We start from the raw sequence: 21,678 nt of genomic DNA, 5'->3' as shown, positions 1-21,678 counted from the left end.
GGCGCCTATTCGAGCTCGAAGACCACGGAGACGCTGAGGCTGGTGATCAGGTGTCGGCGCACCAGGCGCCAGCCGCCTTCCTCGAAGACGCCGTTCCACTCGTCGAGGGTCGGCAGGTAGACGTCCATCAGGTCATGCCCGAATTCGAAGCCGAGCGTGAAGATGGGCAACTCGCCGTCGGGCAGTCCGACGGTGCGGGTGGCATCGCCGAGCAGGAATCGCCGGACGTTCGGGAAGGCCTCCCGAAGGGCGCGCAACGTGGCCACGCAGTTCTGCCTCGGCCAGAAGTCGTGGCCCATCATGAAGCAGGTGAGCAGGTCGACGTCGGCGAACTCCGGTCGCGGCTCGATCGTCCTGGCATCGCCTTGCACGACGGTGATCCGTTCGGCGAGACCGTTGCGGGCGATCTCGGCTCTGGACATCTCGATCGCGGCAGGCGCCAACTCCACGCCCAGCCCCTTGGTGCCGGAATACCTGCTGACCAGCTGAATCAGCCGTTCGCCGCTGCCGGAACCGAGGTCGGCCACGGAGCGGAAGTCGTAGCCGAGTCCGTTCATCGCCCGCCAGAACGCCGGGTCGAAGTAGCGTTCGCTGATCTCCCGACAGGCATAGCTGATCGCGGCGGCGTCGCGGCGGTAGTAATCACCGGTGCGGTTCTCGTTGCGCATGACGCTGGGCAGCTTCGCGAACAGCTCGCCGGATCCCAGGCTCAGCCAGTGGAACAGCGAGCGATGCTGGTTGACCTCGTTGAAGTTCGGTCCCGGGACGACGACGCCGTCTCTGCGGACGACCACGCCCACGCTGGCCAACGCCATGAACATGCCGTTGGTGGACGCCGGGTGCAGATCGTTGCGGGCGGCGAATTCCGCCGAATCGATCGTGCCGTTCTTCTCCAGTTCGTCGAACGCCCCCAGTTCCCAGGCGGCTCCGATTGCCGAAGCGGCGACCACCGAGTTGAAGATATCGGCGGTCGCCCGTTTCGCGTCGGTGTTCTCGACAATGGCGTTCATACGGTTTCTCCCATGCCTGCCTGTCTCGATCGGCCTGTTCGCTCGGTGGAGTCCTCGACCGGCGCCAGGTTGCTCCGACGAGGGTGGCGACGACCATCCCGGTCCCGGGGCCGGACCGCGCGTGGCTTGCCGCTGGTCAGGCCAGTTCATCGTGGCCCTGGTCGGGCGTGCGCAGCCAGTTCCTTGACTCCGTGGCGAAACGGGGAGGTCCAGCGTCGCGCCGTCCTCGCTCGTCCTGCGGCTCCGACCGGCGAATTCATGGGCCGAATCGCGGGTTGCGCATTCGGCGGTATACCTACCTATACCGCCGAGGTGGGAGTTCTGCTAGACAATTGTGCAATTCAGGCGCTAAAGGCGGGTCGACCACATTTTTCGTGCTGAAATCACGACATGACAGCGGCGACGGGAACCGAACGGAACACGCAGCGCGGCCTCGGGCCCGCCGCGGTCGAGTTGCGTGGGGTCGTCCGGGAATATGGAACGAAACAGGCGCGGGTGCGGGCGCTGGACGCGGTGAGTCTCCAATTCCCGGCAGGCTCGTGGACGGCGGTGATGGGTCCGTCGGGGTCGGGGAAGTCGACCCTGCTGCACTGCGCGGCCGGCCTGGAACGGGTGGATGCCGGGCAGGTGTTGCTGGGCGGCGCCGACATCACCGCCAGTTCCGACGCCGAGCTCACGAAACTGCGCCGCGACCAGATCGGTTTCGTCTTCCAGACGTTCAACCTCATCGGTTCCCTGACCGCCGAGCAGAACGTGGCGCTGCCGTTGCGGTTGGGCAGTTCTCGGGTCTCCCGGCAGGAGCTGCGTCGGGTGTTGGCCTCCGTGGGCATGGAGGACCGGATGCGGCATCGGCCGCGTGAGCTCTCGGGCGGCCAGCAGCAGCGGGTCGCGATCGCCAGGGCGATGGTGACCCGGCCTGCGGTGCTCTTCGCCGACGAACCCACCGGCGCCCTGGACTCGAAGTCGGCACGCACCGTGCTGGACCTGTTGGGCGAGATGGTCGCCACCGCAGGGCAGAGCATCGTGATGGTGACGCACGATCCGGTGGCCGCGGCCTGTGCCGATTCGGTGGTGTTCCTCTCCGACGGGCGGATCGTCGACCACGCGCAGCGGCCCACCGCGCGCGAGGTCGCCGACCGGCTGACCCGGTTGGAGGGATGACGCGGTGATCACCCTGTCGCTGAGCACGTTCCGCGAGCGTTGGCAGCTGTTCATCGGGGCGATCCTGAGTGTCGCCGTCGGTGTCGCGCTGGTGCAGTCGTCCCTGCAGGTGATGGCGTCGGCGGGCGATCCGCCGATCCCCGCCGGATTGGCCCCGTTGGCCGAGTCGGAGTTGCGTGGCCGCTACGGCGATGCCACCACGCTGATGGGCATGACGATGATGCTGTCGGTCTTCCTCGCGATCTTCATCGTCAGCTCCACGTTCGCCTTCACCGTCGCACAGCGGCGCCGCGACCTGGCGTTGCTGCGGCTGGTCGGCGCGGGGCGCGGTTCGGTGCGGACCCTGTTGCTGTCCGAGGCGCTGCTGCTCGGCATGTTCGGAGTCCTGATCGGCATCCCGCTGGGGATGCCCGCGGTGTCGGTGCAGACGTGGCTGCTGGCCGAGTTGGATTTCCTGCCCGCGGGCTTCGAATCACAGTTCAACGGGTGGATGGCCGGGGTGTCGGCGGTCGCCGGGCTCGGGGTCGCGCTGTTGGGCGTGTTGGCGGCCTCGCGACGGGCCTCGCGGGTCCGGCCGCTGGAGGCACTGCGCGACACCGGGGACGCGGCGAAGGTGATGACCCGCTCGCGGTGGGCGATGGGCCTGCTGTGTCTGGGTTGTTCGGTGGCCATGGTGTTCCTGGCGCAGCAGGTCGGTCTGGTGATCGCGCTGGCCCTGTCGCTGGGCCTCACCGTGACCGGCGCGGTGGCGTTGAGCCTGCTCAGTCCGATCGTGGTGCCGTTGACGGCCCGGGTATTCGGTTTCGTGTTGCGCGGCAGCACCCTGGGTCTGCTGGCCGAGCGCAATCTCCGCGACGACGCCCGTCGGAGCGCGTCGACCGCGGCCCCGCTGATCGTGTTGGTGGCGCTGCTGCTCGGGCTGTCCGGAACCCTCGGTTCGATGGCCTTGGCCGCCGGTGAGGAACAGCGGCTCATCGTCGACGGCGATCTCGTGGTCGAGGGCACCGGCGATCAGGCCGATGCCGTCGCCGACGTCGCAGGTGTCGAGGTCGCCTCGCCGCAGTTCGTCGTTCCGATGACGTTGCGCATGATGGTGGTCAACGCCGACACCGGCGAGCCCAGGGAGAAGAGCTACGACTCCGGGATCGTCGCGATCGATTCCGCCGCCTACCTGGCCACCCACCGCATCGACCCGCAGGCCGGTTCGCTTGCGGAGTTGCAGGGCGCGACCCTGGCGGCCGCACAGCGCAGCGAGGACCGCCTGGAGGTCGGGGGGACTGCCACGGCCACGCTCGGCGACACCGAGTCGACCCTGACGCTGAGCGCGGTGCTGCCCGAGCGGCTGTCCTCCAGCGAGGCGTTCCTGGTGCCACGGGACCAGATTCCGGCCGAAGTGTTGGCCTCGGCGCAGGCGCACACCGTGGTCCAGGTTGCCGATGGCGCCCACCCGGCCGATGTCGCCGAGGAGATCCGGGCCGCCGAGCTGGGCGCGGTGTCCACGGTGGACGACTGGGCCGCCGCCCAGACCACCGGTCAACAGGACACCAATGTCGGCACCATGGTGGTGTTGATGGGTCTGTCCGGCCTGTACGCCCTGATGGCGGTGATCAACGCGGTGGTGATCGCCTGCACGGAACGCAAGCGGGAGTTCGCCTCGACCCGGGTCACCGGGCTCACCAGGGCGCAGGTGGTGCGGATGGCCTTGGCGGAGTCGCTGGCGGTGGCGGTGATCGGCCTGTTCCTCGGTGGACTGGTCGTGGCCGGGACGCTCGCCGGAATCGCGGCCGGGACGCTGGAGACGATCGGGATGGTCGTGGTGGAGATCCCGTGGGCGTTGTTCGGCATGGTCGCCGCGGGCTCGTTCCTGGTGATCGGCGTGACCAGTGTGCTGGCGACCCTGTCGGCGACCCGGATCCAGCCGGTGTCGCTGGTGGCGGCGCGCGAGTGATCAGACCTGCCCGGTGGAACTCCCCAGGCCGCCGGGCCTGCGAAAGGTGCGGCCGGGTGTTGGGCGAAGGGCACCCATACGGGCGTCCAACCCCCGGCCGCCCTGCAACGAACGCGATGCATCGGTCAGTCGGTGCCGAACTCCATGGCGGCCCGGTCCAGCAGCTCGGCGTCGGCGGAGACCCCGCCCCGAGAGGCGATGGCCTCGGCGCCGCCCTCCGGCATGCTGCCGATCAGACCGGTGGCCGCCGCCTGGGCGGCGCCGATCAACACCGGCGGGTTCGAGCCGACGATCCCGAGGCCGACGTACTGTTCGAGCTTGGCCCGCGAGTCGGCGATGTCGAGATTGCGCATCGTCAACTGACCGATCCGGTCCACCGGCCCGAACGCGGAGTCCTCGGTGCGTTCCATGGACAGCTTGTCCGGGTGGTAGCTGAACGCGGGCCCGGTGGTGTCGAGGATCGAGTAGTCCTCGCCGCGCCGCAGCCGCAGGGTCACCTCGCCGGTGATCGCGGAACCGACCCAGCGCTGCAGGGATTCGCGGACCATCAACGCCTGCGGGTCCAGCCAGCGGCCCTCGTACATCAGGCGACCCAGCCTGCGGCCCTCGTTGTGGTACTGGGCGACGGTGTCCTCGTTGTGGATGGCGTTGACGAGACGCTCGTAGGCGGCGTGCAGCAGGGCCATGCCGGGCGCCTCGTAGATGCCTCGGCTCTTCGCCTCGATGATCCGGTTCTCGATCTGGTCGGACATGCCGAGGCCGTGCCTGCCGCCGATCGCGTTCGCGGCCATCACCAGCTCGACCGAGGACGCGAAGGACTCGCCGTTGATCGTCACCGGCCTGCCCTGGTCGAAGCCGATCGTGACGTCCTCGGTGGCGATCTCGACCGAGGGGTCCCAGAACCGGACGCCCATGATCGGGTCCACGGTCTCCAGGCCGGTGTCCAGGTGCTCCAGGGTCTTGGCCTCGTGGGTTGCGCCCCAGATGTTGGCGTCGGTGGAGTAGGCCTTCTCAGTGCTGTCCCGGTAGGGCAGGTCGTGGGCGAGCAGCCATTCCGACATCTCCTTGCGGCCGCCCAGTTCCGAGACGAAGTCGGCGTCCAGCCACGGCTTGTAGATGCGCAGGTTCGGGTTGGCCAGCAGGCCGTAGCGGTAGAACCGCTCGATGTCGTTGCCCTTGAAGGTCGAGCCGTCGCCCCAGATCTGTACGTCGTCCTCCAGCATCGCCCTGACCAGCAGGGTACCGGTGACGGCACGGCCCAGCGGCGTGGTGTTGAAGTACGCGCGCCCGCCGGAGCGGATGTGGAACGCACCGCAGGTCAGCGCGGCCAGGCCCTCCTCGACCAGTGCCTCCCGGCAGTCGACCAGCCGCGCCACCTCGGCGCCGTAGGTCTTCGCGCGGTCGGGTACCGAGGCGATATCGGGCTCGTCGTACTGGCCGATGTCCGCGGTGTAGGTGCAGGGGACGGCGCCCTGATGGCGCATCCACCCGACTGCGACAGAGGTGTCAAGGCCGCCGGAGAATGCAATGCCGACGCGCTCGCCGGTGGGCAGGGACGTGAGAACCTTAGACATAGGAAGAGTATGCAGCCGAACGTATGATTATGTATCGGCGGGGGCGGTTTTTTCGCTATCGATCTCGTTCGACGCCCGCAGGACACCCGCCGGAGCAGGCGGCCACCAGATCACGCAATCAGGCGACGACTCCGCACTATGCAGACGAATAAGCAGGTCAGCGCTTCGCTACCACCGCAGCCTGCCCCGATGTACGCGCGCCGAGGGCCGAGATCCGATCAACGCGAACCTCGGCCCGCTAGGCGACATGACGTGCGTCACTTCATCCACGAACACACCGTGATTACTCCCGGTGATCAGCCGCGCGCCGCGCGTTCCAGGTCCGCCAGGATGCGATCGCGAAGCAGCTCGGCGAAGGAGCCCACGGTCGGCGCGTCGAAGACGTCCCTCGGCGAGACCTCCACCCCGAAGGCCAATCGGATCCGTGAGGTGAGCCGCAGACACACGATCGAATCGCCGCCGAGTTGGAAGAAGTCGTCATGCACACCGACCCGTTCGGCCTCCAGGACCGTGGCCCACAGCTCGGCCAAGGCGATCTCGGTTGGATCCCTGGGCGCCACGTACTCGGTGGCCAACCGGTCCTGCCGCGTCGGTTCCGGTAGGGCCCGGAGGTCGATCTTGGCGTTGGCGGTCAGCGGGAACTCGTCCAGGGTCACGAACACCGAGGGCACCATGTACTCCGGCAGGGTCTCGGCAAGGGCCGCCCGGAGCCGGGTCACCACCGGATCCTCGGTCCCGTCGCGTTCTGCCGGGTCGAGCACCAGGTAGCCGATCAGCCTGGTGTGGCCGTCCTCGTCCTTGCGCGCCACCACCACGGCCTCGGATACCCACGGCAACCGCAGGATCGCGTGCTCGACCTCGCCGACCTCCACCCGGAAGCCTCGGATCTTGACCTGGTCATCCACCCGCTCCAGGAATTCCAGTCTGCCCTCGGTGTTCCATCTGCCGAGGTCGCCGGTGCGATACAGCCGCGATCCCGGTGGGCCGAACGGGTCGGCGACGAAGCGTTCCGAGGTGAGCCCCGGCTGGTTGAGGTAGCCCCGGGAGACGCCGATCCCGCCGAGGTGGATCTCGCCCGCCACCCCGACCGGCAGCGGGTTCCCGTGCCGGTCCAGTACGTGCACGGTGTCGCCGAAGACCGGGATGCCGACGTCGGGCAGCCGGTCGGAGGTCTGCCGTCCCTCCTGGAGAACCTCGCCGTAGGTGGAGACCACCGTCATCTCGGTGGCGCCGTAGTGGTTGAACAGCCGGGGTGTCGTGCCCGCTGCGGGTCGCCGCCGCACGGTGTCGCCGCCGGTCAGGATCAGTCGAAGCCTGGTCGCGGGGAACAGCGGCTCGTCGAACAGCGCGTCCACCCGCGCGGCGAGCAGGAAGCACACCGTGGTGCCGTTGTCGACGAACCAGGCGGCCATCGCGGCGGCGTCACCGAGGATCTTGGGATCCGGCACGTCCACCCGCGCCCCCGCCAGGAAGTACGGCCAGAGTTCCCAGACCGAGGCGTCGAAGCTCAGGGCGGCCAGCAGACAGGTCCGGTCCTCGGCGCCGATGTCATACACCCGCTGTTGCCAGTCGAAGAGCGCGACCGCGTTGCGATGCGAGACCATCACGCCCTTGGGTGCCCCGGTGGAACCGGACGTGTAGATCACGTAGGCCAGGTTGTCGGGGCGCACCTCGGTGACAGGCGGGGTGTCGGGCAGCTCCGCCAGCGCCAGCCAGTCCTCGTCGAGCCGGACCACCGCCACCGACTCCGCCCAGTCGATCCGCACGCTGCGCTGGGTCACCACCACGGGCGCCCCGGTGTCGGCGACCACGAAGGCGGACCGGGCCGAGGGCATATCCGGGTCCAGGGGCACATACGCCCCGCCCGCCTTGAGCACCGCCAACGCGGCCACCGCCACGTCGACGCCGCGTTCCAGACAGATGGCCACCGCGACGTCCGGGCCGACGCCGAGGCCGATGAGCCGGTGCGCCAGTCGGTTCGCCCTGGCCTCCAGCTCCGCGTAGGTCAATCGCACCGTCGAGGAGGTAAGCGCGAGCGCGTCCGGGCTTCGGCGGGCCTGGGCGGCGAAGAGACCGTGCACGCTGTGGCCCTCGGACAGCGGGGTGTCGGTGTCGTTCCATGCGACGAACTGCCCGCGCTCCCCCTCGGTGAGCAGCCGCAACTCGCGCACCGGGGCGTCCGGGCGGGTGATCACCGCGTCGAACAGGGTCCGCAGGTGGCCTGCGAGCCGCTCGATGGTGGACTCGTCGAACAGGGCCGTGTCATAGTTGAGAAGCAGCGACAGCTGCCTGCCCGGATAGGCGATCACGTTGAGCGGATAGTTGGTCCCGCTGTCGGAGGCGATGTCCAGCAGCTCGATGCCGTGTTCGCGGGCCATCCCCCGGTCGAAGGGGTAGTTCTCGAAGATTACGATGCTGTCGAAGAGGTCGACACCGCCGGGCAGCGCACTCCAGCCGCGCAGTTCGGCCAGGGACACCTGCTCGTGGCCTCGGGACTCCGCCTGCTCGGCCTGGATCGTCCGCAACCAGTCGCCCAGCCGCGCCGAGGCATCCACCGACACCCGAACCGGCAGGGTGTTGATGAACAGTCCGACGATCGAGTCCGCGCCTGCCAATTCGGTGGGCCTGCCGGAGACCGTGGCGCCGAAGCAGACGTCGGACGATCCGCTGTAGAGCGACAGCAGCACGGCCCACACACCCTGGACCAGGGTGTTCAGGGTGATCTCCGCCTTCCTGGCCACCGTGTGCAGGTTCTCGGAGACCTCGGCGGGAAGTTCCAGGAGATACTCGGCCGACACCGGGGCGCGGCGTTGCTCGATCCTCGGATGGTCGAAGGGCAGCGCGGTCGGCGACTCCAGATCGGCCAGCACACCACTCCAGTAGACGCGTGCGGCCTGTTCGTCGCGGTGGCTCAACCAATCCAGATAGTCTCGGAACGGCCTGCGTACCGGCGGGACGAAGGACGTGTCGTCGACGAGCGCGGCGTACTCGCCGAACACGTCCCCGAGGACGCGCTGCACGCTCCACCCGTCCAACAGGGTGTGGTGGAAGGTCCAGAACAGCCGGACTCGGCGGTCGGTGAGTCGGGCGATCGCCAGGCGCATCAACGGCGCCTGTGCGAGGTCGAGACCACGCGCGGTGTCCTCGGCGAGGTACTCCTCGGCGGCATGCTGCGCGGCCGAGGTGTCCAGCTCGCGCCAGTCCAGCTGTCGGACGGGGAGCCGGGCGGCGGAGCGCACCACCTGTACGGGATGCGGTAGGTCGTGGATGGCGATCTCGGTGCGCAGCGCCGGGGTGCGGGCCACGGTGCGCTGCCAGGCTGCCGCCAACAGCTCCGGGTCGGTGATGCCGTCGATCAGCAGCGAGGTCTGTTCGAAGTACAGCCCGCCGTGGTCGTCCAGCAGGCTGTGGAAGAGCATCCCGCTCTGCATCGGGGTGAGCGGATAGATGTCCTCGACGCTGCGGCCGTCGCCGACGATCCGGTCCACGGTCGGCTGGTCCAGGCCCGCCAACGGGAAGTCCGACGGGGTGCGCCCGCCCGCACCGGGGCTGGTGCAGTGCCCGATCAACTCGGTCAGTGCCTCGATGAACCGACGGGCCAACTCGCGCACCGTGGTCTCGTGGTGGATCTGGTCGGAGTAGACCCAGTGGAATTCCAGGCGGCCTGCGCGGATGCGGCCGACCAGATCCAGCAGGTGCGGTCGCAGGGCGTCGGCGGGTTCGTCGAGGTCGAGTTCGAGGTCGCCGGAGTGGTAGAGCGACTCCTCGGTGCTCTCGGCGCCGTCGATCTTGCCGAGATAGTTGAAGCTGATCTGTGGTTCGGACTCGGCGGCCGGTCGGTCGGTGGCGAGGTACCGCAGCGCCCCGTATCCCAGCCCGTTGCCGGGGATGGCGTGCAGCTGTTCCTTCACGGATTTGAGCAGTGGCGCCCAGTCTGCGGTCGGGTCGCCGGTGTCCGGTCCCTCCGACGCATCGACCGCCAACGAAACGGGGAACATGCTGGTGAACCAGCCGACGGTGCCGGTGAGATCGACCCCGTCGAAGAGGTCCTCCCGACCGTGGCCCTCCAGATCGAGCAGCACCCGGTCCGCTCCGGTCCACTCGGCCATCGTCCGACCGAACGCGGTGAGCAGCACATCGTTGATCCGGGTCCGGTAGGCCGAGGGCACGTCGCGCAACAACGCTGCCGTGTTCTCGACGCTCAACCCGCTGACCACGGTGCGGGCCGAGCCCGCGGTGTTGGCGCCGTCGAGATCCACCGGCAAGCGCGGCCGATCGGTCGAGGCGACCATGCTCCAGTACTCGCGCTCGGCGGCGAATCCCTCCTGCTCGGCCAGTCGCGTCAGATTCAGGGCCCAGTCCCGGAACGAGGTGGTCTTCGCACCGAGTTCGATCGGCAGTCCGGCCGAGGCCTGCCGGTAGCCGGTCGCCAGGTCGGCGAGCAGGATCCGCCAAGAGACGCCGTCCACGGCCAGGTGGTGTGCGGCCAGCAACAACAGGGGTCGCGGTTCGTGGTCGAGGACGGTGCCCGCGATCAGCGGCCCGGTGCCGATGTCCACTCTGGACGCCAGCGCCGCCGTCTCGGCCGCGATCCGGCCGTCGAGCTGTTCGGGTAACTCGGAGCCGCCGGGCGGCTCGGATCCATCCGTGGCCACCGTGGCGTCGACGAAACGCAGAACCTCGGTCTCCTCGACGACCGCGTTGTACTGCCGCCACCGCCCGTCGACCCGTTCGAAACGCATCCGCAGCGCGTCGTGCTTGTCGAGCACCGCCTGCATCGCCGCCCGCAAGGCCTGCCGATTCACCGAACCAGCGAGTTCCACCCGCACGGTCTGGTTGAAGCGGTCCGGGTTCGTGTCCCGGATCTCGAAGAACCATCGTTGGATCGGGGTCAACGGCACCGTGCCGCTCACGGCGCCCTGTTCGGCGACCGGTGCGGTGGAGGACGCGACCTCGGCGGCGAGTGCGGCGACGGTCTGCCCTCGGAACAGGTCCCGAGAGGTGACCACCAACCCGAGACTCCTGGCGCGGTACACCACCTGCAGCGCCAGGATCGAATCGCCGCCCAGCGCGAAGAAGTTGTCCTCGACTCCGACCTTCGGGACGCCCAGCAGCTCGGCCCAGATCTCGGCCAGGGTGCGCTCCAATTCGGTGCGCGGCTCGACGGTCCCGACCGAGTCCGGTGCGGCGGGCAGCGGCAGCGCGGCGCGATCGACCTTGCCGTTGGTGGTCAGTGGAAGCTCGTCCATGGTGACGAACGCCGTGGGCACCATGTAGGTGGGCAGCACATGGCCGAGTTCGCCTGCCAGCGCAGCGTGATCGAGGGTGATCCCATGCGCCGCGACCAGGTAGCCGATGAGTTGCGCTCGGCCGTCGCGGTGTCGGATCAACACGAGTGCCTCGTCGACGCCGGGCAGTCGGGTCAGCGCGGCCTCCACCTCGCCGGGCTCGATCCGGAAACCGCGGATCTTGATCTGATCGTCGACCCGGCCGACGAACTCGATCTCGCGACCGTCCCGCCCCACCGAGTCCCGCCAGCGAACCAGGTCGCCGGCGCGATACATCGGGGAACCGTCGGCGGCGAAGGGGTCGGCGACGAATCGTTGCGCGGTGGCAGCGGGGGCGTTGAGGTAGCCCCTGGTCACGCCCGCACCCGCGAGGTACAGCTCGCCCGCGACTCCGACCGGCACGGGTTGCAGCATCGGGTCGAGCACGAAGGCACGCACCCCGTCCATCGGCAGGCCGATGGGCACCACCTCGCGTCGGATCTCGGCGGCCGCGCCGATGCGATGGGTCAGGACGAAGGTGGTGGTCTCGGTCGGCCCGTAGGCGTCGACGACGGTCAGTCCGGGGCAGTGCTGGAGCACTCGACGCACGGCCGATGCGGGCACCACGTCACCGCCCGCCCAGACTTCCTCGACCCCGGCCAGGCAGTGCGGTGCGTGCTCCGCGAAGTGCCGGAACAGCCCTGCGGTGAGGAAGAGCGCGGTGACCCCGTGCTCGGCGATCAACCGCTGCACCCCGTCGGCGTCGAGGTCGCTCGGTGGGGCGACGACGATCGATCCGCCGGTGAGCAATGGAACCCAGGTCTCGTAGGTCGCGGCATCGAAGGCCGACGCCGAGTGCAGCAGGATTCGACGATGAGCCCCACCGGAGTAGTCCCGGTGCGCCGCCAGGGTGAGCACGTCTCGATGTCGGGCGGCCACGCCCTTGGGTGAGCCGGTGGAGCCGGAGGTATAGATGATGTAGGCGAGATTGTCGGCGTGCACGATCGCGGGTGTCCGCCCGAGATCCGACACGGCCGGTTCCTCGATCGGCTCCCGGTCTTCCAGCACGATGATCGGGCCGTCGTGGATCTGCTCGGCCATCGACCGACGATCGCCGCTGGTGATCAACACCTCGGGGCTCGCGTCGGCGAGCAGCGCCCGCAGCCTGGGTACCGGCGCGCGCAGATCCAACGGCAGGTAGGCACCTCCCGCCACCAGAATCGCCAGTTCGGCCACCACCACGGCCGGGGAGCGGTCCATCAACAGCGCAACGGGCTGCTCGACGCCCACGCCCGCCGTGCGCAGCCGCTCGGCCAGTCGCATCGCGCGGGCCGCCAGTTCGGCGTAGGTCCACGACACCCCGTCGGCTACCAGTGCGACGGCATCCGGCGTGCGGCGGACCTGGCGCAGGAAAGCCGTCGGGACGGTCTCCTCGGTCGGCGGCTGCCCATCCGCCGCGCCGAGGGCGAGCGGTTCCGGCTGGTGCCCGCTCAGCAGTCGTCCGCGCTCGGCCTCGGTGAGCATCGGCAATCGGGACACCGGTGTCGCCGGATCGGCGACGACCGAGGCGAGCAGCGTCGAGAGATGTGTCCCCATCCGCTCGATCGTCGTGGCGTCGAAGAGGTCGGTGTTGTAGTTGATCACTGCTTCGAGCGTGTCGCCCTGCGGCCAGAACTCGATGAACAGGTCGAAGGGCACCGCCACCTTCGGCAACGGGAACTCCTCGACCAGCAGGTCCGCGATCCGCGTCGTCGCCACGAACGGCTTCTGCAGGGCCACGATGACCTGGAACAGCGGGGTGCGGCTGGGATCGCGTTCGGTGGCCAGCGCGTCGACCAACCGGTCGAAGGGCACCTCCTGATGTGCGAAGGCCCCGAGCACCGTCTCGCGGGTGTCGTCCAGCAGATCGGCGAAGGACAGTGTGGGCGTGACCTCCGAACGCAACACCAGGGTCCGAACGAAGAACCCCAACAGGTTCTCGAGTTCGGCACGGTCCCGACCTGCGGAGACCGTACCGATGGTGACATCGGATTGTCCGCTGTAGCGGGCCAACAACACCTGCACGGTGGCCGTCAGGGTCATGAACAGGGTCGCGTTGTGGCCACGGCCGAGTTCGGTGAGCCCGTCGACCACCTCGGCGGGCACGAGGAACCGATGGTCGGCGCCCGCCGAGGTGCGGATGGGCGGGCGGGGCCGGTCGGTGGGCAACTCCAAGGGCCGGTTCCCGGCCAGTCGCCGCTTCCAGTACTCCAGTTCGCCGTCGAGGGAGCGATCCGCGAGCCTGCCGTCCTCCCACACCGCGAAGTCGGCGTACTGCACCGGCAACGACGGCAGCTCGGCCGGAGTCCCGCCGCGCACCGAGGCATAGAGGGCGAGCAGGTCCCCGACCACCAGCCCGACCGACCAACCGTCGGTGATGATGTGTCGTTGCCCGATCACCATCAGGTGCTCGGACTCCGACAGCCGCAGCAGCAGCGTGTGCAACAGCGGGCCGGTCCGCAGATCGAAGGGGCGAGCCGCTTCGGCGCGGACCGCACGATCCACCGCAGAGGCCTGCTCGGCGCGGTCCACCGAGGACAGATCGACGATCTCCAACACCGCCGTGCCGTGCGGGTGCACGATCTGCTCCCCCGCCCCGTCGCCCACCGCGAAGGTGGTGCGCAGCGGTTCGTGCCGGGCCACCAACCGATCCAGGGCGATCTTCAACGCGGCCGGATCCAGCGGTCCTGCCAACCGCACGCCCGCGGTGGTGTTGTAGTCGATGCCGTCCGGCTCGATCTCCTCCAGGATCCACATCCGGCGTTGCGCGCTGGACAACGGCAGCGGACCATCTCGGCGCACCGCCGGGATCGGCGTCGCCTCGTCGCCCCCGACGGTCTCGGCCGGCAGCAGCACCGCCAGCGCCGCGATCGTGGGCGAGTCGAACAGCGCACGCGCGGGCAGGTCGGCGCCGGAGACCGCGCGCGCCTTGGAGAGCATCCGCATCGCCAGGATGGAGTCGCCGTGCAGGTCGGCGAAGAAGTCGTCGGAGATGCTCACCTGTTCGACGCCGAGGACCTCCGACCACACCTCGGCCAGCAGTCGTTCGGCGGCGGTCGTGGGCGCCTGGAAGCTGGCAGCCGGTTCCGCCGGGGCGCTGGGGGCGGGCAGCGATCGGCGGTCGACCTTGCCGTTGGGCGTCAACGGGAATCGGTCCAGGACCACGATCGCCGAGGGCACCAGATGTTCCGGCATCGAGGCGGCCAGCTGCTCGCGCAGCACGTCACCGTCGAGCGTCTCGCCCGCGTCGCCCACCACGTATCCGACGAGTCGACGCAGGCCCGGCTGATCCTCCCGGACCAGCACGACCGCCGCCGCCACGCCGGGCCGCTGCGCCAGGACGTTCTCGATCTCGCCGAGTTCGATGCGGAACCCACGGACCTTGACCTGGTCGTCGACCCGGCCGACGAACTCCAGGACGCCGTCTGAGCGCCACCGGAGCAGGTCACCGGTGCGGTACATCCGCTCGCCCGGCGCGCCGTGCGGATTGGCGACGAAGCGTTCCGCGCTGAGCCCCGCACCGGTCAAGAAGCCTCGGCCCAGACCATCGCCCGCGATATAGGCCTCGCCGGGTTCGCCGACGGGCACCGGTGCCAGGGAGTCGTCCAACAGCACCACCCTGGTGTTGGCCAGCAGCGAGCCGATGGGCAGGGGTTGCGCGGTGCCGACCTCGGGGTCGAACACCGCGAAGGAGGTCACCGAGCCGCATTCCGTCGGGCCGTAGACGTTGGCGATCCGCAGGCCGGGTAGCCGGTCGGTGGCCTTCGCGCAGTGCACGGGCGAGAGCACCTCGCCGCCGACCACGATCTGCCGCAATCCGTCGAGGACCGACACGCCGGAGTCCACCAGCGCGTGGAAGAAGCCGGTGGTGAACACCATCGTGGTGACGTCGTTGTCCGTGAGGAACTCGCGAAGCTGATCCGCCGACGGCGTGCCCGCCGGATACACGGCCAGTCCCGCCCCTCCCAGCAGCGCGTTCCACATCTCGAAGGCCGAGGCGTCGAAGGACGGCGAGGCCAGCATGCCGGACACCTCGTCCGGACCGAAGTCGATGATCCCGCCGGGCCGCACCAGCCGCACCAGGCTGCGGTGGCTGAGCATCGCGCCCTTGGGCACCCCGGTCGAGCCCGAGGTGTACAGCACGACGGCGAGATTCTGCGGCCCGACGACGACCGAGGGCGCGGCGGCCGAGGCCTGCTCGATGGCCTGCTGCTCCTCGTCGAGATACAGCACGGTGGCTGCCGAGTCGGGTACCCGACCGGCGAGCCGTCGTTCGGTGAGCACCAGTCGCGCGGCGGTATCGGTCAGCATCATGCCGAGCCGGTCGGCCGGATAGTTCGGGTCCAGCGGCACGTAGGCGCCGCCCGCCTTGAGCACGGCCAAGGCCGAGATCACCAGGTCGATGCCGCGTTCCAGGCACAACCCGACGAGCACCTCGGGTCCCACGCCCCTGGCGACGAGCTCGTTGGCCAACCGGTTGGCCCGGATGTCCAACTCGCGTGCCGTCAGTCGGGTTCCCCGGCACACCACCGCCAGGTCGTCCGGCGCCCGCCGGACACGGTCGGCGAACAGCCCGTGCAGGCACCGATCCCTCGGGTAGTCGGCGGCGGTGTCGTTGAACTCGACGAGCACTCGATGTCGGTGGACCTCGTCCAGCGCGGCACCCCGTCCGCTGTCGTCGATCCGGGCCGAGGTTTCCCTGTCACTCTGCGACATCACACACCGTTCCAGGCGAAGGGGATCGGGCTGCTGCGGCTGTGGTGGACGGCGTCAGACGCCGGCGCCTGCCAGCTCCGGGGCGGGTCCGACATCGAGGGTCCCCGCCATCGCGACCATGATCTTCCTGGCGCCCTCGTACGGCTGGCGGCCGTGCGAGACCCGCAGGTTGTTCACGACCAGCAGGTCGCCGGTCTCCCATGGCGTGGCGTACACGGTGTCGTCGTAGGCCGTCCGGATCAACGCGAGGTCGTCCTCGGCCAGCGGGGTTCCGTCGCCGTAGAACGAGTGCCTCGGGTAGTCGCGCTCCTCGTACATCGCCGACAACGCCGCGGCGACGTTGGTGGGCAGGTTCGACAGGTGGAACAGGTGCGCCTGGTTGAACCAGACCTCCTGGCCCGAGTCGGGGTCGGTGACCACGGCGGGCCGTCGGCTGCGGGTGCGCAGCTCGTCCTCGCCGAACCACTCGAACTCCATACCGTTGGCGTGGCAGTACTCCTCGACCTTGGCGCGTTCCTCGGTCTGGAACGCCTCCTGCCAGGTCAGGCCCATGCCCGCCATGTAGCACCGGGTGTACAGCACGCCGAGGTCGCGGAACCGGCTCACCAACTCGGCGGGTAGGCGACGCAGTACCGCGCCGCTGTCGGCCAGCGGGGTCGCGCCACCGCTGGATGCCGGGATACCGCAGGCGAAGAACAGCCAGCGGGGCGAGTTCGCCGAGTACGCCAGCTCGTTGTGTTGCGGGATCGTCTGGTTGGCGGGGTACTCGGTCGAGGTGTAGACGTTGCCGCTGACGGTGCTGCGCGGGGTGGTCCGCTCGTTGTACTCCAGCAGCGTCCCCCCGACCGCCTCGGCGACGCCGGAGAGCAGCTCCGGCGTGGGCACCGCACCCCGAACCAGCACCGCCCCGTGGTTGTGCAGAGCTTTGATCAACGCCTCACGATGTTCGCCGGCCCAGTCCACGATGGACGCCGATCGCAGGGCGGCCTCGGTGGTGTCGCCGGATTCGGGCCCGTAGGCCACCAGCTGTGTGTGGGCGTTGCCCTCGACGGTGCCGTGCAGCGGGCCGAGCGTGCTGAGATCCGCCGCCAGTGTGCTCGTCATTCTTTCGCCTCCCCCTGGGTCACCACCGACGGCGTGCGCGCGGGACCCGGGCGGACGGCGTCGAATGGGTGCGAGTGTTCTCGAAGACGTACCGGCCCGAGTCTTCTCGGCGTGATCAGGAGGGGCAACGCGCTTGACCATGGCGGCAAACACCCGAGGTCGTAAGCGCGGCACGGCCGCCGACGACCTCGCGGCCCTCAGCCGCGTAGGTAGGTCAGCACGGCGAGTACCCGATGGTTCCCGTCGCTGTCGGAGAGGTCGAGTTTGGTGAAGATGGAGCCGATGTTCTTGGACACCGCCGCCTGGCTGATGAACAGCGTGGCGGCGATCGCGGCGTTGGTCCGGCCTTCCGCCATCAGCGCCAACACCTGGTGTTCCCGCGGGGTGAGTCGGCGCAGCGGCCGATCGGCGCGCTCGCGCCGCAGGAGTTGGCGCACCACCTCGGGGTCGATCACCATGTCGCCCTTGGCGATCCGTTCCACGGCGTCGACGAATTCCTTGACGTCGGCGACCCGATCCTTGAGCAGGTACCCGATGCCACCACTGCGGCGATCGCCGTCGGCCTCGATGAGTTCGAAGGCGTAGGCGGTGGCCACATACTGGGTCAGCACCAGCACGCCCAGTCCCGGGTAGCGAGAGCGCAGTTCCACGGCCGCCCGCAGGCCCTCGTCGGAGTAGCCGGGTGGCATTCGGACGTCGGTGACGATGAGGTCGGGTTTGTGCTCGGCGACTGCGGCGGCCAACGCGGTGGCGTCGCCGACGGCGGCGACCACTCGATGCTGGAAGCGTCCCAGCAGCTCGACGAGTCCGGCTCGCAAGAGGACGGCGTCCTCGGCGAGGACTATTCGGAGTCCGGGTGCCATGGCAACTCCACTCGAAGTTCGGTCGGACCTCCTGGCGGGCTCGACAAGCTGATCTTGCCGCCCACCACCGCCACTCGGTCCACCAGACCCTGCAGTCCGGTCCCGCCCCTCGGGTCGGCGCCTCCGATGCCGTCGTCGACGACGGTCAACACGAAACCGGCCCCCGCTGGTGCACCGGCGACCTCGGCGCGTCTGGCCTGGGAGTGTTTGACGACGTTGGCCAGCGCCTCACTGACCACGAAGTAGGCCACCGCCTCCACCGAGCGGGCGGGCCGCCGCGGGAGGTCGATGTCGAGACCGACCGGGATCGGGCATCGGGTGGTGACCTCCGCGACCGCCGCCTCGATTCCCAGATCGGTGAGGACCTGCGGGTGAATGCCTCGGATCAGTTCCCGCAGTTCGCCCAGCGCCGCCTGTGCCTCCTTGCGGGCGGCCACCACCAGCCGGGCGACGTCCGAGTCGGCTCGCTCTGTGCGGTCGTCGGCGAGGCTCAGCTCGGCCATGCCCAGGGTCATGGCCAACGACACCAGTCGCTGTTGCGCACCGTCGTGCAGGTCGCGCTCGATACGGGATCGCTCGGCCTCGAACACGTCCACCAGACGCAGTCTGGACTGCGACAGCTCCTGCACCTTGGCCGCCATCGTGGTGCCGCTGGGCAGTAACAGGAACCGGGCCAGCGCGGCCTGGCCTGCGGCCACCGCCGTCGTGGCATACGCCGCCACCGGCATGATCAACAGCCAGACGCCCGCGATCATCATGATCGTCGGCACATTGACGGTCAGTCCGCCGGTCGGGCCGGAACCGGTGTCCAGGATCAACGCCATCCCGGCACCCAAGGGCGCGAACAGGATGCCGAGCACGCTCACCGTCACCGCGAGATTGATCAGCGACAGGATCGTGAGCGTCACCAGGGCGTAGCCGAACTCACGCCAGATGTCCTGCTCACGCAGCCACGCCCGCAGCCGGGCCACCGGGCCGCCGGGCCGCTCGTGTCCCGACCGACGTCGGGCCCATTCGGGGTTGAGGATTCCCAGGCGTCGCCGCTCCAATGCCGCGAACGGCACCGCACCGAGCAGGCTGATCAACAGGACGCCGAGCACGCTCACCAGGTAGGAGGTGATCGAGCCGCTCAGCGAGATCCAACGGCCCACCGCCAACGCCGGGAGCGCGGCGAACACCCCGCAGGCCAGGTAGAGCAGACAACGCCACGGCCAGCCCGAGATCAGGAAGCGCAGCGGGTGCATCCTGATCGCCTGCCACGGAGTGGTGACCACCGTGCTCACCACATCCGATCCGGCTCGGTGGAATTGCCGTCAGCAAGATTAACAACGCGGGCGCGGCGAGGGCGGGGACAACCGAGACCCGATCCCCCGCCGCGCGTCGTCGAATCAGCTACCGTCCATCGCCCGGATCAGGCTCTTGGGCCGCATGTCGGTCCAGTTCTCATTGACGTAGTCCAGAGCGCTCTGCCGGTCGGTCTCCTCCAACGCCGCGGTCCAGCCTGCGGGTACCTCGGCGAACGACGGCCAGAGGGAGTGCTGGCCCTCCTCGTTGACCAAGACCAGGTACCGGCCGTCGGGGTCGTCGAATGGGTTGGTGCTCATGGGAGATCCTGCCTTCCGCTGGTGGGTCGCACGCCGATACCGATGGTCGAGAAGGACTGCAGGTGAAGCCTGTGCCGTGTCCCGGTGCTGTTCGCGTCGCGGTCAGTAGATGACGCGATCCGGGGCAGATGCACGATACTCGCGGGATTTACGCAGATCTCGAGTGATATTGAGCCTTCGGAGCCATCGGTCCGAGCCGTCGAAACGCGCTTTGAACGGCTTCCGGCCGTGGACGACCCGGTAGTTGTCGATGAAGCAGATGTCGCCGGGCGCGAGCACCACCCCGCCCATCGCGGCGTCGACAGCGCCGATGACGCTGTCGAGGGCCTGCTGCTCCTCCTCGCCCTGCACGTCCTTCATGTAGTGCGGATCCAGCCGCAGGTAGGGATCGACGGGCGAGCCGAACAGCACCGGAACCGGTTCGGGCGTCCGCAAGGCCTGCTCGACCCGCTCCCGGCTGCGCCGCAACAGGTCGATCAGGATCTGCTCCTCGGGTTCGTCGCCCTTCCACGCGCCGGGTCGATGAGAGTCGTCGGGCAGGATCCGGAAGCGTGGTTGGGCGAGTACCTCGCGCAGTTCGTCGTCGATCTTGACGTCGGCGATGTCGGCGACCGTCGTCTCCACCGCGTCGGGGTTACGCAGGCACATCAGGCCAAGGTAATCGGTCCGCATCGGATGGAACGCGTCCTCGGTGTGCCAGGTCAACAGTTCCTTGCTGCCCCAGCCGATCTGGTCGTTCTCGAAGCTCTGCACCGGATACACGTCGTGCATCAGGTAGCCGTCCTGCTGGGTGGCCCACCCGATCGACTCGCCCAGCAGACCGCCGATCAGGAAGAAGGCCAGGTCGTAGGAGAGCGTCGGGCTGGGCACGGGTCGATGCCCGCTGGTCGTCGGGGTCGGCACCAGCCCCGCCTCGTCGACCGGGAGGCCCCGCACGATCAGCGTGCCCGAGGGTTCGTCGGTCCGGAAGTCGACGAGTTGCTGTCGCAGTCGCCGGGGTAACTCGTGTGCCCACAGCTGACTCTCCCGCAGGAATTCGGGATCCTCCACCGTCGAGAATCGGCCCGCCAACTCTCCGACGACGCGGTTGATCTGTTCTATCTCCGTGTTGTTCAGCTCGAAGACAACCACACGCGTTCCCCTTTCGGCCGTCGGATCCGCCAGACCCGCCCTAGGAGGGAGCCTGCCGGTCCACGGACCACCCGGCCAGCGGTTTTCCGCAGCCGCGAAACCGCGTCGTCATACCGGTTCATCGGGTACGCAGAGCGTGGCGCCAACCCGCTGTCCCGCAGCCGGAGAATTGCGCTCCTCCGCCCCATTCGAACTACGCGGACTGCGTTGCAATAACGCCATTCCCAGCGGCGTCAGTGTATGCAGTGCCGTCGCCCGGTTACGGGAGGTGATGATGAGACCGGCTTTCCTGAGAACGGTCGCATGCTTACTCGCTCCGGACAGCGAGATACCGAGTCGGTCGGATAGCTCACCGGTGGTTCCGCTCTCCACCAACGCCCGCAACGCGGCGGCCCTGGTCGCCCCGACCAACGCTCCGAGCGCCCGATCGCCCGATTCCCAGACGTCGAAGGGATCGGACAATTCGTGCGGGTCGGACTGCACCGAGAAGATGAGTGCGGGCATTCCACTTTGCTTTTCTGAATCGATGAACACGCAGTTCTTCTCAAGTAGGAAGAGCGACGGGCTCAGCACCAGCCCACGACCGTCCAGGTAGACGTCGTGGTCCTGCTCCGAGGCGATCTCCAGGACCGGCGAGTTCCACGACACCTTGGGATGCAATGCCGAGAGCAGGGTCTCGACGCCATTGGTGATGGCCATCCGACCCCGGACGTCGCGCTCCGACTCCAGGTGTGCCTGCATCTTCGACCAGTACGGCAAAATCGCAGCTCGACAGAAGATGAACACCGTCGCGGCCAACCGACGCGCGGCTACTCTCGCGTCGTGGTCGGCACCCAGGTGGTCGCCGTCCGCCTCCTGGCGGCGCAGCAGCCACAGTAGATCCGGCACCGCCCGGCACTCCCGGTTGAGTTGCTGCACGGCGGTCAGACCGGTTCCCAGCTGTTCCCTGACCCGACGTCGCCAACGCGCGGCCCGTGAACCGCGTTGCTGACCGAACAAGTCCAAGGCGAACACGCTCTCCACCACCGGGCCAAGAGTGCTCACCATCCTTAGCTTCTCGATGTCCTTTGCTGTTAAATGGAGACGCAGCACCGCGAGAACCCCCAGTCCGACGCGTATAAAAGACAATCAGAAACCACCCTACTCAGCAGCCGGAAAAATTTGCACACGATTCGGACCGGACACCGACTCACAAGGTCGGCAAACCGGATCCGAAATCAGTGCTGCCGCTCGGGTAGGGCAGGCTCTGATCATCGAGTTG

11 protein-coding genes are annotated in these 21,678 nt (G+C 68.6%); 2 read left to right on the top strand and 9 right to left on the bottom strand.

The genetic code is table 11. The annotated features are described in order from the left end of the window. Positions 1–5: 5 nt before the first annotated feature. Complete coding sequence (locus tag BKA25_RS10845) at positions 6–1,010, bottom strand: methyltransferase domain-containing protein (RefSeq protein WP_069850131.1); 1,005 nt, start codon at positions 1,008–1,010, stop codon at positions 6–8. Between the two features lie 390 nt (positions 1,011–1,400). Here BKA25_RS10845 and BKA25_RS10840 point away from each other — a divergent pair, with 390 nt between their 5' ends. Beyond that, positions 1,401–2,171, top strand: a complete 771-nt coding sequence (locus tag BKA25_RS10840; RefSeq protein ID WP_069850133.1) for an ABC transporter ATP-binding protein — start codon at positions 1,401–1,403, stop codon at positions 2,169–2,171. 4 nt (positions 2,172–2,175) lie between these two features. Beyond that, on the top strand, positions 2,176–4,119 hold the full coding sequence (locus tag BKA25_RS10835; RefSeq protein WP_069850135.1) for an FtsX-like permease family protein: 1,944 nt from the start codon (positions 2,176–2,178) through the stop codon (positions 4,117–4,119). 125 nt (positions 4,120–4,244) lie between these two features. Here BKA25_RS10835 and argG read toward each other — a convergent pair whose 3' ends face one another. The 8 genes from argG to BKA25_RS10795 all read right to left on the bottom strand — a co-directional run bounded on the left by argG (position 4,245) and on the right by BKA25_RS10795 (position 21,464). Continuing rightward, positions 4,245–5,693: an argininosuccinate synthase gene (argG, locus tag BKA25_RS10830; protein WP_069850136.1), complete on the bottom strand. Its 1,449-nt coding sequence runs from the start codon at positions 5,691–5,693 to the stop codon at positions 4,245–4,247. A 296-nt stretch (positions 5,694–5,989) separates the two neighbouring features. Further along, entirely contained in the window at positions 5,990–15,715 is a 9,726-nt protein-coding gene (locus tag BKA25_RS10825) for a non-ribosomal peptide synthetase (RefSeq protein ID WP_069850137.1), read from the bottom strand. A gap of 54 nt (positions 15,716–15,769) precedes the next feature. Continuing rightward, positions 15,770–16,819, bottom strand: a complete 1,050-nt coding sequence (locus BKA25_RS10820; RefSeq protein ID WP_069850138.1) for a TauD/TfdA family dioxygenase — start codon at positions 16,817–16,819, stop codon at positions 15,770–15,772. A 197-nt stretch (positions 16,820–17,016) separates the two neighbouring features. Further along, positions 17,017–17,682 carry a response regulator gene (locus BKA25_RS10815; protein WP_069850139.1) on the bottom strand — a complete coding sequence of 222 codons (666 nt, stop codon included), beginning with the start codon at positions 17,680–17,682 and terminating at the stop codon, positions 17,017–17,019. Then, entirely contained in the window at positions 17,661–18,965 is a 1,305-nt protein-coding gene (locus BKA25_RS10810) for a sensor histidine kinase (protein WP_236750290.1), read from the bottom strand. Before BKA25_RS10810 ends, BKA25_RS10815 begins: the two co-directional genes overlap by 22 nt. 105 nt (positions 18,966–19,070) lie before the next feature. Then, on the bottom strand, positions 19,071–19,286 hold the full coding sequence (locus tag BKA25_RS10805; RefSeq protein WP_069850140.1) for an MbtH family protein: 216 nt from the start codon (positions 19,284–19,286) through the stop codon (positions 19,071–19,073). A 102-nt stretch (positions 19,287–19,388) separates the two neighbouring features. Continuing rightward, complete coding sequence (gene gntD, locus BKA25_RS10800) at positions 19,389–20,417, bottom strand: guanitoxin biosynthesis L-enduracididine beta-hydroxylase GntD (protein ID WP_069850141.1); 1,029 nt, start codon at positions 20,415–20,417, stop codon at positions 19,389–19,391. 108 nt (positions 20,418–20,525) lie between these two features. Beyond that, entirely contained in the window at positions 20,526–21,464 is a 939-nt protein-coding gene (locus BKA25_RS10795) for an ArsR/SmtB family transcription factor (RefSeq protein ID WP_157421127.1), read from the bottom strand. Positions 21,465–21,678 lie beyond the last annotated feature (214 nt).

The organism is Actinoalloteichus hymeniacidonis (assembly GCF_014203365.1).
Classification (GTDB): domain Bacteria; phylum Actinomycetota; class Actinomycetes; order Mycobacteriales; family Pseudonocardiaceae; genus Actinoalloteichus_A; species Actinoalloteichus_A hymeniacidonis.
Note: the sequence above shows the minus strand (reverse complement) of the source record. Positions and strands in the feature narration are given on the sequence as shown.